Below are 12,176 nucleotides of genomic sequence, written 5' to 3'. Positions count from 1 at the left end.
TTAACCCGACCCGGACCACAGCCCGACGTATGAGCGACCTCCCCGAGGACTTCGACTGCACGATTACCAACTGGGAGTATATCTATGACCTGTGTCGGACGGTCTCTACCCAGGTGAAGGCGGCCGAGTTCAAGCCGGATGTGGTGGTAGCACTGGCGCGTGGCGGCTGGTTCGCAGGCCGGTGTCTCTGCGACTTCCTGGGACTGGACGATCTGACGAGCCTGAAGATGGAACACTACGTCGGGACTGCCGAGAAGACGGGCGATCCCACCGTCCGGTATCCGATGCCGGAGGGAAGCGTCGACGGCAAGGACGTGCTCGTCATCGACGACATCGCCGACACCGGCGGCAGCATCAGCCGCGCCCACGAGTACGTCCGCGACCGGGATGCCGGCGAGGTGCGGACGGCCACGCTCCAGCTGCTCGGCACCAGCGAGTTCGAGCCCGACTACGTCGGCGAAGAGCTCGATGAGTGGACGTGGGTTGTCTATCCCTGGAACTTCATCGAGGACATGATCGAGCTCGTCGAGGGGGTAATGGAGCGACAGGGCGGCTCGTTTACCCGCGCGGAGATTCGCGCCGGGCTCGCAGACGCACACGACATCAAGCGTATCGAGATGGAGATTGCTCAGCCCGGCCGGCTCGGCGAGGTGCTCGCAGAGATGGAGCGGCGTGAGGTCATCGAGCCGGCGGGGCGCGGCGAGTGGCAGCTGGCGTAGGTCACCTACTTTAGCGTCCGGCTCCGACCCGTGCGCATGCTCGGCTTCATCGGCGGTTCCGGTATCTACGACGCGCTCCCGCTTGCCGACACCCGCGACCGAGACATGACGACGCCGTACGGCGACCCGGCTGCGCCGGTCACTGTCGGGCAGATGCCAGACGGCACCGAGGTTGCCTTCCTCCCCCGGCACGGCCGCGACCACCAGTTTTCGCCGACGAACGCGCCCTACCGCGCGAATATCTACGCGCTAAAGGCGCTCGGCGTCGACCGCGTGCTCGCGTCGAATGCCGTCGGCTCGCTGCGCGAGGACCTGCCGCCCCGCACACTCGTTGTCCCGGACCAGATTTTTGACCGGACGCGCAACCGGACGTACACCTTCTTCGACGAGGGTATCGTCGTCCATACGCCGTTCGCGGAGCCGTATTGTCCCCACCTGACCGACCATCTTGCCGAGTCGGCACGCGAGGCCGCCGACGCTGCCGTCGCGGCAGACGGCACGTACGTCTGCATCGAGGGGCCACAGTACTCCACTCGCGCGGAGTCCGAGCAGTTCCGCGCCTCAGGTTTCGATATCGTCGGGATGACCGCGATACCAGAGGCGAAGCTCGCCCGCGAGGCCGAACTCTGTTATGCAACTATCGCCGGTGTCACCGACTACGATGTCTGGAAGCAGGACAGCGAGGTGACGCTTAAGCAGGTGCTGGAGAACGCCGCTGACAATGAGACGGGGATCAAGGCAGCGGTCCAGCGGGCAATCGAGACGATGCCTGCCGAGCGAGCCTGTGACTGTGCGACTGCTGTCGAGGGAGCTATCAACACGCCAACGACCGCGATTCCCGCCGACATCCGCGAGCGGGTTGCCCTGCTGGTTGAGGACTACCTCTGACCCCGGGAGTTAACCCGACCGGCTCGCAGCCACCTGTATGGACCCCACCATCCAACTGCTTGCTCACGAGGCGACCGGCTGGCGCGCCGGCACGTACGACGACATCGAGCGGACGCTGCGTGCGCCACTGGTCAACTCCGTCTGGCGGGTGGCGATGGCTCACGAGCCGGCGCTGTTCCGGCACGTCTGGCACCAGCTCAAGCCCGTCTTCGAGACACGCCGGTTCGGCGCCTTCTCGGTCGCCTACCGCGATACCGTCTGTTCGGGGCTTGATGCGGACGAACTCGACCCCGCTGCGCTGGAAGCGGCCCCTGCCGAGGTGACGGAACTACGCGGGCAACTCGCGACGTTCGACATCGTTGCCCCGCGGCTAGCCGTCGCCTTTGAGACCTGTGACCGACTGTTGAACGGCGGCGATGTGGCGAGTACTCCCGGCGAGGATCGAGCGGCGACCGCCCCGATGCCGGCGTGGCTTGACGCCGACCGTGGCCGTCCGGTTACGCTTGCCGGGATGGACGAGGCCGCCGAGCGCGCGCCCGAGGCGGTCGCGGCCGTCAGCGACTACCACGACCTCGGCGCGATGCTGCCGAGCATCCACCGGTGTCTCGCCCAGTGGCCCGCCGTCTTCGACGCACTGTGGACACGGCTGGAGCCGTCGTTCACCAGCACAGCGTACGGAGCCGCGACCGACGAGGCGGCCGCGCTTGTCGATGCGTTCGTCCGTGGACTCCCGACGGCTCCCGCGCTCCGGCCCGAGCAGCTGCAAGCAGCTGGCTTCGAGGCCGAGGCTGTCGACGCGCTGGCAGACCACTTCGCCGGTTTCACCGAGAACGCCGGGGATGTGCTGCCGACGCTCGTCGCCTACGCCGACACGGTCGGCGCGGCTGGTGAGCGGGACGCACTCTCGTTCCCCTGAGGGGTACGGGTCACTCTGTGGTGCCGCCGTCTGCCACCGCCTCGGTCCCGTCACTGACCGCGGCCGGGTCCCGCACCCACAGGTCGCCGAACAGCTCATCCTGCTCGAGCCGTACCTGGCCGCGGTTCGCGAGGAACAACAGCCCGAGGAACGTGTCGACTCGGGAGCCACCGGCGTCGACAATCTCCGCGTATAGCACCTCATCGCGGCCTTGCTCATACTGGCGTTGGCAGGCGAGATAGACGTCATTGATGATTTCTTCCATGTGCTCATCGTGGGTACGCCCGAGCGCGTCCGCCTCGCGCGGCTCGTCGTCCATCCGCACATCATCGCCTGTCCGGTAGTCGAGCGTCTGTGTCCCGCGCGCATAGCTGCCCGGCGAGTCCGAGGTGTCGTACGTCCGCGACTCTTTCCAGGTCGTCTCCCGCTCCCGCTCGCGGAGTTCACGCACCAGTTCGTCCAGCGTCTGTGGCGTCCCGCGGGCGTGTTTCCGCTCGAGCCGGCGGTCCATCTCCCGTTCGAGAGCCGCAAACGGGTCGTGGTCGTGCTCGTCGGGTACATCCCACGGCTCGGGGTCGGGCTCTTCGGCCGGCTCAGGGTCGTCTTCTTCAAGCATCGCGTCGGACTTCATCCGCAACAACACCGATGCGTAGAACAGCGCCCGCCCGCCCGCCCGGAGGTCGGCGTCGTCCAGTCGGTCGAGGAAGCGCTCGGTCACGCGCACGATGTCGATGTCCCACGGCTCGATTTCCCCGTCTTTGGCGAGCTGGACAAGCAGCTCCACCGGCTCGACCTGCTCGCCTTGCTCGTCGGGCGTCTCCTCGATGTCTACCGCCGAGAGGACGCTCTCGCCTGACTCTGCCGGCTCCCCGCGGTCCGCTTGTGGCTCGTGGCCTGCGATGTCGAGTGGGATATCGTCGTCGCTCATGGTCAGTCGTCGGCGGGCACCCCTTGACCGCTGAGATCGATGCCCGTTACCGCGGAGATATTATCTTCACCCATCGTGACACCAATGGCCCGCTCAGACCGTTCGAGCAGCGCCGACCGGTGAGAGACGACGACAAACTGCGCATCGCCTGCCAGGTCGTCGACCATCTCGCCGACCATCTCGGCGTTTGCGGCGTCGAGGAAGGCATCCACCTCGTCGAGCGCGTAGAAGGGGGCGGGATTGTAGCGCTGGATGGCGAAGATGAAGGCGAGTGCGGTCAGCGACTTCTCGCCGCCGCTCATTGCGTCGAGCCGCTGGACCGGCTTGTCCGCCGGCCGTGCCTTCATTGTCAGTCCGCCATCGAACGGGTCCGTCTCGTCCTCAAGGACGAGCTCGCCAGTCCCGTCGGAGAGGCGCGCGAAGATGTCGCGGAACTCCTCGTTGATCCCCTCGAACGCGTCCATGAACGTCGCTTTCTTGTTCGCCTCGTACTCGTCGATGCGCTCGCGGATGCCGTCCGCCTCTGCTTGCAGCGTATCGCGCCGCTCCTCCAGCGTTTCGAGGTCTGCGGCCACCTCGTCGTACTCCTCGATAGCCAGCATGTTCACCGGCTCGAGCTCGGCCATCTGGTTTTCCAGCTTCGTGATCTGGCCTTTCACACTGGCGAGGTCGGGGATCTCCTCGGCCTCGTAGTCGCCGACCGCTGATTCGAGTTCCTCGACTTCCCACTCGAGTCGCTCGGCCTGATCGTGCAACTCCTTGAGCTCTGCCTCGGCGTCGGCCACGCGGCTCTGCTGGGCGTCCCGCTTCTCCTTCGCCTCGCGGACCGTCTCGCGGAGTCGCTCGCGGTCCTCCTTCAGTTCGGTCAGCTCCTCCTCGAGTTCGGCGACCGCCTCGCGTTTCGTCTCGAGGGCCGCCTCCCGATCCTCGATTTCGGCCTCCAGCTCCGCAACCGTCTCCTCGGCGTTGGCCTTCCGGTTCTGAGCCGTCTCGATAGTATCATGCAGTTCCTCGATGGCGTCCTCGGCGTATTCCTTCTCGAGGGCGAGCTCGTTCAGCTCCCCGTCGAGGTCGTCCATCCGCTCGTCGAGTTTGGCGATTTCCTCGCGGATGCGCTCGGCCTCCTCGTTGAGTGCCTTCACCTCGCTGTCCTCCAGCTCTGCTTGGAGCTCCTCGATTTCGGCCTCCAGCTCTGCAATCGCCTCGTCCGTCTCGGCGATCTCCGCCTCCAGCGTCTCCATTTCGGCATCCGTCTCCTCGCGTTCGGCCTCCAGCTCCTCGATTTCGGCCTCCAGCTCCTCGATGTCCGCCTGCATATCCGCCAGTTCGTCGTCCTTGCGATCGATTGCCGCCTCGATGTCGCGCACCTTCTCGGCGGCGTCACTCTTCCGCTCGCGGGCGTCTGCCAGCCGCTCGTCAACGTCGTCAATCTCTTCGCGCAGGCTCGCGCGGTCGTCCTCGAGCCGCTGGATGCGCTCCGCCATCCGCTTGAGCTGGCCCTCGCCGCCCTTCTCGAAGGAGTACCGCGAGCCGGACGTAGAGCCGCCGGTCATCGCGCCGCTCTTCTCGACGAGGTCACCATCGAGCGTGACGAGCCGGAAGTCGCCCATCAGCTCGCGTGCCGTCTCCGTGTCTTCGACGACGAGCGTGTCTCCCAGTACGTAGGAGAACACCTCTGCGTACTCCGGGTCGAAGTCGACGAGGTTGTACGCAAAGTCGACAACGCCGGGGGCCGAAGGGAGCGCGGGCAGCGACCGCGCGTGCATTTCCGTCATCGGGAGGAATGTCGCTCGACCTGCGTTCCGCTGTTTGAGGTACTCGATACACCGCTGGCCGACGCCGTCGTCATCCACGACGACGTTTGCCATCCGGCCGCCGGCGGCCGTCTCGCACGCTTCGGCATACTCCGGTGACACCGACCCAAGCTGTGCGACCGCGCCGTGGACCCCGTCAATGTCGCCGTTCAGCACCGTCGACACCGCACGCCCGAACGAGGAGTCGCCTGACTCGCCAGCCCGTGCCTCAAGCTCAGCGTACTCCTGCTGTTTGGCCGCGATCTCGTCCTCCAGCTCCTCGAGTTCGGCTTTCAGCTCCGACCGCTCAGTCTTCAGGTCCGCGACCACCTCGGAGATGGTCTCGAGGTTTGCCTCCGCTTTCTCGAGTTCCGTCTCGAGGTCGGCCCGCTCGGCCTCGATTTCAGGAATCTGTGCCTCGGCGGTCTCGATATCGTTCTCGAGTTCTCGCTTCTGTGAGGAGCGGCGCCGCGCCTCATCGAGTAGCCGGTCTTGCTCACGCTGGAGTTCGTTGCGCTCGTCGCGCAGCTCTTCGACGCGCTCGCGGCGCTCGTCAATCTCCGCCCGCAGTTCCTCGTAGGCCGTGTCGAGGTCGGCAATCTCCGCCTCGACCGAGTCGAGTTCTGTCTGTTTCTCCTCCTTGTCGGCCTTCAACGACGCCTTCTGAACCTTGCGTTCGCGGATGTCCGTCTCTAGTTCGTCGACTGTCTCCTGCTTGCGGTCGATCTGGACGAACGCCTGGCTCCGCTCGCTTTCTGCCTCCTCGATGCGCTCTTCCTGGGTGGCGATTCGGTCCTCGAACCGATTGATTTCGCCTTTCAGCTCCTCGATCTCGCGTTTGATCGCCAGCTGTTCGTCCTCGCCCTTTCGCTCGATTTCGTGGTTGAGATCTGCGAGATCCTCCTCAAGGCGAGTGACTCGGCCGCGTCGCTCGTCGAGTTCGCTCCGCAGTTCTTCGAGCGCCGTCTCCCGTTCGTCGATCTCCTCGCGGGTCTCTGCCAGCGCCTCGCGTTTGTCTTCGAGTTCGGCAGCTTTCAGGTACCCTTCGTACTCGTCTTTTTCCTCGCGCAGCTGTTCGTACTCAAGGGCCGTCTCCCGCTCATCCGCGAGCTGGTTGAGCCGCTCCTGTTTCTCTTCGATCCGCAGGGCCGCCTCGTCGATACGTTCCTGGACCGTCTCCAGCTCCTCGAAGGCGTCCGCCTTCTTGGCGTCGAACTCCGCGACACCAGCAATCTCGTCGATGATGCCCCGACGGGCCTGCGGCGTCATCGTGATAATCTCCGTGACATCACCCTGCATGACGACATTGTACCCTTCTGGGGTGACGCCGGCGGCCGCCAGTAGGTCCTGGATGTCCGAGAGGTTCACCGCGCGGTCGTTAAGATAGTAGTAGGAGTAGTAGGTGTCTTCGTCGGTCTGTTTCACTCGGCGGCGAACGCGAATCTCGTCGACGTCGCCAACGTCCTCGCTTCCGGCCGCTGAGACAACCTGATCGCGGGTCAGTGTTCGGTCGGCGTTGTCGAGCACTACCTCGACGGACGCCTCTCGCTCCCCTCTGAAGCCGTCGGCGTCTTCCCCGCTTGGGTCGAAGATGAGGTCGGTCAGCTTCTCCGCGCGGATGCCGGACGTGCGCGCCAGCCCGAGCGCGAACAGGACAGAGTCGATGATGTTCGACTTCCCTGAGCCGTTCGGGCCGCTGATGGTGGTGAAGTCCTCGTAGAAGGGGATTCGCGTCTTCCGGCCGAAACTCTTGAAATCGTCTAGGACGAGCTCTTTGATGTACATGGGGGCGCTCGTGGCGGCCCCGGATCAGGCGACGATAATGTCGTCGGACCCGGCGGTATCGTCGTCGGCTTCCTGCTCCTCCGGCTTAGTCCCGTCGGCCGCTGTGGCCGTCTCCCCGCCGTCGGCGGCCGGTGTCTCGCCAGCCTCGGTCGGGGGGTCGTCAGCGGGCCGCTCGGGAGCACGGTTTGCCGTCCCCGCAATAATGTCGTCCAGTTCGGGCCCGAAGTGGTCCTCGATGAGCCGGAGCCGCTCTTTTGTCTCCACGAGCTCGTCAGTCAGTCCCGAGACTGTGGCCTCGAGTTCGGCGACGGTCCGCTCCAGCTCCTCCACACGGTTACCTGTCATGTCTCCACCGCCACACTCCATGGGCTTAAACCTGCGTCAGACATTGACATGACGACTGATATATCGCTGCCGGCGGCCGGTTGTACTAGCGTTCTCAGGTTGTGAGAACGTCACCGCGAGTATATACGTCCGGGTCACCTCTGTCTTCGTACAGCGTCGTGGTGACGCTGCGCGCCGTCGGAACGGCGCTCTGCGCCGGAATGGGGACCGGCGTTTCCTCGACTGTCCGTCGAGTGGCGGTCCAACTTGGACCGTTCTCACTATCGCGACGACAATGGCGCTTGATTGATTTGCTGCGGACGCTATGGTTAGGAGTCTCCACACGGCCGATCAGACTGTAGTTGAGCGGTTCGTGGCGGTGTGCTGCCCTGCAGACGACCACACACCCAGCCGTAGGTCCGTCAGGCTAAAGCCGGCGGCACCGAACCGTATAGCTAATGACCGCCCAGACCGCCGAGCGGGACCTGACGGCCGTCATCGGGCTGGAGGTCCACGTCCAGCTTGAGACGGAGACGAAGATATTCTGTGGCTGTCCGACCGATGCCGCCGAGGACGAGCCGCCCAACTCGCGGACCTGTCCGACGTGTCTCGGGCTCCCCGGCGCGCTTCCGGTGTTGAATGAGGCGGCCGTGGAAGCCGCAGTGAAGGTGGGGAAGGCTATCGATGCCGACGTGCCCACAGAAACGCGGTTCCATCGGAAGAATTACTATTACCCTGACCTGCCGAAGAATTTCCAGATTACACAGTACGACGCGCCCATCTGTGCGGACGGCGAACTCGCCTTCCGGGTGGACGACGAGGAACGGACGGTTACCATCCGGCGGGCCCATCTTGAGGAGGACCCCGGCAGTCTCCAGCACGCCGGCGGCAGCATCGATACTGCCGATTATACTCTCGTCGACTACAACCGCGCCGGGACGCCACTGATGGAGATTGTTACCGACCCGGAATTCCGCGGCGCCGGCGAGGTGCGGGCCTTCCTCGCGAAGCTCGAAGAGGTGCTAGAGTATCTGGGCGTGTTCGACGCTGGTCGGGACGGCTCGCTGCGTGTGGACGCAAACCTGTCGATAGTGGATGCGGAGGCGCTCGCAGAAGATCGCGAGACGGCCCTCGCGACGGCCAACCGGACGGAGGTGAAGAATATCTCCTCGCACAAAGGCGCCGAGCAGGCGCTTGCCTACGAGGAGACCCGCCAGAAGAACGCCCTCCGGCGCGGTCGCGAGGTTGAGCAGGAGACTCGCCACTGGGACGAGTCCCGCGGCATCACCGTCTCGATGCGCTCGAAGGAGGCGGAGAAAGACTACCGTTACTTCCCTGAGGCTGACTTGCCACCGTTACGGGTGGCCGACTGGCGCGATCGGATCGATATTCCGGAGTTGCCGGACGCCCGTCGCGAGCGGTTCCGTACGGAGTACGGACTAAGCGCAGAGGCGGCGGCGAAACTCACTTCGACCAAGCAAGTGGCCGATTTCTTCGAGGACGTCGCCGCGGAGTTCGACGCCGATCTCGCGGCGACGTGGGTGGCGGACAACCTGCTGGGCGAACTCAACTACCGGGACATGGCGGTGACAGACGTCGACGATCGGCTGGGGGAGTTCACGCGGCTCATCGAACTCGTGGATGCCGACGAGATCACGACGAAGAACGCCGAAGAGGTGGTGCTCCGCCGGATGCTCGACGACGGGCTCGCGCCCGACGAGATCGTTGAGCAAGAGGGACTCGGCAAGACCGACGATGATGCGGTACAGGCAGCTGTCCAAGAGGCTATCGAGGCGAATCCCGAGGCGGTCGCCGATTACGAGGCCGGCGAGGACGGCGCGCTTAATTTCCTCGTCGGCCAGGTGATGCAGGCGACGGGCGGGTCGGCCGACCCCGGCGCAGTCAACGAGCGGCTGCGTGCGGAGTTGGACGGCTAACCTGACTATCGCTCGGGTGCGTCGACGCTTAGACCGGCGTCGGCACGGTCGCGGGCGACCTCGGGGTCGACACGTAACAGGACGACCAGTAGTGCCGCTGCTGCCAGCTCGAGGGTCACGGAGACGACGCCGAGCAGCGTCCGTGCGGAGCCGCCCTCCGCTCCGGCCGCGCCGATGGTCGCCAGCAGCGGCGCGACGTAGTGTGAGTAGAGCGTAGCACCGAGCCCTCCGTGGCTGTGTTCCTCACCGGTGCCAGGAGCGGGCCCGCCTGCGAGCGCGAACCCGTGGTCGAGGACGGTGTGCCACGCAATCCAGCCCACGAGGTACGTGGCCATCGCGGCGATGCCGAGCCGGTAGGCGGTCCGCCGCTCCAGTCGGCCCCGGCCTGCAACAAGTAGCCCAGCGAGGATAGCCAGTGACGAGCCGACAAACAGGACGGGTCGTGGCCGCTCGAGCATGCGCCCGCCGAGATATTCGTCGAGCAGACCGTTGGAAACAATGCTCGCCAACTGCTCGGACCCGACGGCGAAGTGGATGACTGCGACGGCGCCGACGAACTGGACGGCGACGAACTGAAGCCGCCGGACCGTACGCTCCTCCATACTGGGCTCACGGGAGCAGCGGTCAAGAGCCCCGCGGTTGGTGGCGGCTGTCGTGGCTGTCGGCAACAGTGACTGGAGCCGAAACCGTGCGCCCGCGGCGCCGGATATGCACCTGACGAATGGCACGACTGCGTCGAATTTATCATGATTATGGATGGGGTTATCCGTCGGGAGGTTTTAGTAACCCGTGTATGGCTACCAGCGAGCGCTCCGGATTCGGTATCGACCACCCCACCGTCGTGCCGGCGAACTTCGAGCCAGACCCGACCGACGACGAATCCGAAGGAGATGCCGACCGGACCCGCGGCGAGTAGCAGCACCTCGGTCGCCTATTACCTCTCTGCCGATGACAGCCGGCCGCGTTTATGATGAAAAGAAGGTTCTTGTGACTGTGGAGTAGACCGGTGGTATGGGACTCTTCGACCGTATCCGCGGTGGCGATGGCCCGCGGGTTGCCTTCTTTGGCATTGACGGTGTGCCGTACAGCCTTATTGCCGACAATCCCGACCGATTCCCCAACCTGACCGCACTCGCCGACGAGGGGGCCGGCGGCGCCATCGATTCGATTGTCCCGCCGGAATCGTCTGCCTGCTGGCCGGCGCTTACCACGGGTGTCAACCCCGGTAGTACTGGCGTCTACGGCTTCCAGGACCGCGAGAACGGCAGCTACGACACATACGTCCCGATGGGGCGTGACGTCCAGGCCACCCGCATCTGGGACCGCGTTACTGACGCTGGCCGGGACGCGACGGTGATGAATGTCCCCGTCACGTTCCCGCCACAGCGGGATGTCCAGCGAATGGTGTCGGGGTTCCTTTCGCCGGGCGTCGAGAAGGCCGCCTACCCGGACGACCTGCGCGACCACCTCCAGTCATCAGGCTACCGTATCGACACGAACGCGAAGCTTGGCCACAAGGCCGACAAGACGGAGTTCGTCGAAAACGCCTACGAGACGCTTGAGCGGCGCTACGAGGCCTTCTCGCACTACGTCGGCCAGGACGACTGGGATCTCTTCTTCGGCGTCTTCATGACCACTGACCGGGTCAACCACTTCCTGTTCGGCGATTACGAGCAGGACGGCCCTAACAAGGAAACCTTCCTTGAGTTCTACGAGCAGGTCGACGCGTACCTCGGTCAGTTGCGTGAACAGCTGCCCGAGGACGTGACGATGGTCGTCGCCAGCGACCACGGCTTCACCACCCAGCAGTACGAAGTCCACCTCAACGCGTGGCTTGAGGAGCAGGGGTGGCTCGACTACCGGACGGACGACCACGATGCGCTGACGGACATCAGCGAAGACGCTCGCGCCTACTCGCTCATTCCTGGCCGTGTCTACCTCAACCTCGAGGGCCGCGAGCCGCGGGGCAGCGTCCCGCAGGACGAGTATGAGTCGGTGCGTGACGACCTGCAGGCGGAACTGGAAGCGCTGGAAGGGCCGACCGGCGAGCCGATCGCTCAGCGAATCGTCACCAAGGAAGAGGCCTACCGCGGCCCTCACGACGACATCGCGCCTGACCTGACCATCATCCCGACGCACGGCTATGATCTGAAGGCCGGGTTCAAGGGCCACGACGAGGTGTTCGACACTGGTCCGCGCAACGGGATGCACTCCTTCGAGAATGCCTGTCTGTTCGTTGATGACGACCGCGCCCGCGTTGACGATGTCGACCTGTTCGATATCGCGCCGACATTGCTGGACCTGCTGGATGTCGATGCTGACCGCGGTGAGTTTGACGGCGCCTCGCTGGTCTAACCGGCTACCGTCCTCCGACGGCTGCCGTCGATCATCGGGAGTCGGCGGTTGGCCATAAGATATTCTACCACACAGCCATCTTCTCCGTCCGTCGGGGCGATCCGACGCGTGGTGTCTTCGCCCAGAGCGGACGGGGCGTCTCCCTTGACATCCTCCCACCCCTGAAGGGGTGGGATTCCTCCGGTGGGGATGGTGGCTACGCCGTCCCCACAGAGGCAAGGTTCCCATCGCCGGTACTCCGGTTTGTGCGCTCCTCGTTGGGACTGGCCCTTTCGGGAGAGCGTGATAACTCCGACCAGGTGTGGTCGTCCCACGTGAGGCGCACGGGCCGTGCCATCGACCTCACTGCGCCTTCGCCAGCCTGCCGTTCGAGGAACGTCTGAGACGCGTCGAGGTCGGCGTGGCCCCCGTAGCCACACGAACATCGGACCACGTCGCCGTCTCGTTCTGTACTCTCCCGCTCGCCACAGACGGGACACTCCGCCGTCGTGTACGCTTCTGACTCGACTTCGACCGTGATGCCGTACTCCT

11 protein-coding genes are annotated in these 12,176 nt (G+C 64.9%); 6 read left to right on the top strand and 5 right to left on the bottom strand.

The features are described 5' to 3' along the window. The first annotated feature begins 29 nt into the window (after nt 1–29). From ABEJ63_RS00930 to ABEJ63_RS00920, 3 genes are read left to right on the top strand one after another with little or no spacing between them, the layout of a single operon-like run. Nucleotides 30–719: a phosphoribosyltransferase gene (locus ABEJ63_RS00930; protein WP_375794460.1), complete on the top strand. Its 690-nt coding sequence runs from the start codon at nt 30–32 to the stop codon at nt 717–719. Between the two features lie 36 nt (nt 720–755). Further along, nucleotides 756–1,607, top strand: a complete 852-nt coding sequence (gene mtnP, locus ABEJ63_RS00925; protein WP_375794459.1) for an S-methyl-5'-thioadenosine phosphorylase — start codon at nt 756–758, stop codon at nt 1,605–1,607. Nucleotides 1,608–1,644: 37 nt separating this feature from the next. Next, a complete protein-coding gene (locus tag ABEJ63_RS00920) occupies nt 1,645–2,523 on the top strand; it encodes a halocarboxylic acid dehydrogenase DehI family protein (protein ID WP_375794458.1) in 879 nt (292 codons plus the stop codon). 10 nt (nt 2,524–2,533) lie between these two features. Here ABEJ63_RS00920 and ABEJ63_RS00915 read toward each other — a convergent pair whose 3' ends face one another. The 3 genes from ABEJ63_RS00915 to ABEJ63_RS00905 are packed head-to-tail and all read right to left on the bottom strand — an operon-like array spanning nt 2,534 to nt 7,374. Further along, entirely contained in the window at nt 2,534–3,451 is a 918-nt protein-coding gene (locus tag ABEJ63_RS00915; RefSeq protein WP_375794457.1) for a segregation/condensation protein A, read from the bottom strand. A 2-nt stretch (nt 3,452–3,453) separates the two neighbouring features. Next, nucleotides 3,454–7,029 (bottom strand): chromosome segregation protein SMC, encoded by a 3,576-nt coding sequence (gene smc, locus ABEJ63_RS00910; RefSeq protein WP_375794456.1) that lies wholly within the window; start codon nt 7,027–7,029, stop codon nt 3,454–3,456. Nucleotides 7,030–7,053: 24 nt separating this feature from the next. Then, nucleotides 7,054–7,374 (bottom strand): hypothetical protein, encoded by a 321-nt coding sequence (locus ABEJ63_RS00905; protein WP_375794455.1) that lies wholly within the window; start codon nt 7,372–7,374, stop codon nt 7,054–7,056. 437 nt (nt 7,375–7,811) lie between these two features. Between ABEJ63_RS00905 and gatB the strand changes: the two genes are divergently transcribed. Then, complete coding sequence (gene gatB / locus ABEJ63_RS00900) at nt 7,812–9,290, top strand: Asp-tRNA(Asn)/Glu-tRNA(Gln) amidotransferase subunit GatB (protein ID WP_375794454.1); 1,479 nt, start codon at nt 7,812–7,814, stop codon at nt 9,288–9,290. A gap of 5 nt (nt 9,291–9,295) precedes the next feature. Here gatB and ABEJ63_RS00895 read toward each other — a convergent pair whose 3' ends face one another. Beyond that, entirely contained in the window at nt 9,296–9,892 is a 597-nt protein-coding gene (locus ABEJ63_RS00895) for a hypothetical protein (protein WP_375794453.1), read from the bottom strand. A 191-nt stretch (nt 9,893–10,083) separates the two neighbouring features. On the opposite strand from ABEJ63_RS00895, the gene ABEJ63_RS00890 reads away from it, so the two are divergent. After that, on the top strand, nt 10,084–10,206 hold the full coding sequence (locus ABEJ63_RS00890) for a hypothetical protein (RefSeq protein WP_375794452.1): 123 nt from the start codon (nt 10,084–10,086) through the stop codon (nt 10,204–10,206). Between the two features lie 95 nt (nt 10,207–10,301). Next, on the top strand, nt 10,302–11,645 hold the full coding sequence (locus tag ABEJ63_RS00885) for an alkaline phosphatase family protein (protein WP_375794451.1): 1,344 nt from the start codon (nt 10,302–10,304) through the stop codon (nt 11,643–11,645). Nucleotides 11,646–11,841: 196 nt separating this feature from the next. On the opposite strand, the gene ABEJ63_RS00880 is transcribed toward ABEJ63_RS00885, so the two are convergent. Further along, a partial coding sequence (locus ABEJ63_RS00880) for a zinc ribbon domain-containing protein (RefSeq protein ID WP_375794450.1) occupies nt 11,842–12,176 on the bottom strand: 335 nt, incomplete at its 5' end.

Source organism: Halosegnis sp. (assembly GCF_042216475.1).
Lineage (GTDB): Archaea > Halobacteriota > Halobacteria > Halobacteriales > Haloarculaceae > Halosegnis.
The sequence above is the reverse complement of the archived record's forward strand: the minus strand, read 5'-3'. Positions and strand labels throughout refer to the sequence as shown.

Bases quoted from the DNA above. Each gene is read 5' to 3' on its own strand.
- ABEJ63_RS00930 (WP_375794460.1), top strand. From the start codon at position 30: ATGAGCGACCTCCCCGAGGACTTCGACTGCACGATTACCAACTGGGAG.
- mtnP (WP_375794459.1), top strand. From the start codon at position 756: ATGCTCGGCTTCATCGGCGGTTCCGGTATCTACGACGCGCTCCCGCTT.
- ABEJ63_RS00920 (WP_375794458.1), top strand. From the start codon at position 1,645: ATGGACCCCACCATCCAACTGCTTGCTCACGAGGCGACCGGCTGGCGC.
- ABEJ63_RS00915 (WP_375794457.1), bottom strand. From the start codon at position 3,451: ATGAGCGACGACGATATCCCACTCGACATCGCAGGCCACGAGCCACAA.
- smc (WP_375794456.1), bottom strand. From the start codon at position 7,029: ATGTACATCAAAGAGCTCGTCCTAGACGATTTCAAGAGTTTCGGCCGG.
- ABEJ63_RS00905 (WP_375794455.1), bottom strand. From the start codon at position 7,374: ATGACAGGTAACCGTGTGGAGGAGCTGGAGCGGACCGTCGCCGAACTC.
- gatB (WP_375794454.1), top strand. From the start codon at position 7,812: ATGACCGCCCAGACCGCCGAGCGGGACCTGACGGCCGTCATCGGGCTG.
- ABEJ63_RS00895 (WP_375794453.1), bottom strand. From the start codon at position 9,892: ATGGAGGAGCGTACGGTCCGGCGGCTTCAGTTCGTCGCCGTCCAGTTC.
- ABEJ63_RS00890 (WP_375794452.1), top strand. From the start codon at position 10,084: ATGGCTACCAGCGAGCGCTCCGGATTCGGTATCGACCACCCCACCGTC.
- ABEJ63_RS00885 (WP_375794451.1), top strand. From the start codon at position 10,302: ATGGGACTCTTCGACCGTATCCGCGGTGGCGATGGCCCGCGGGTTGCC.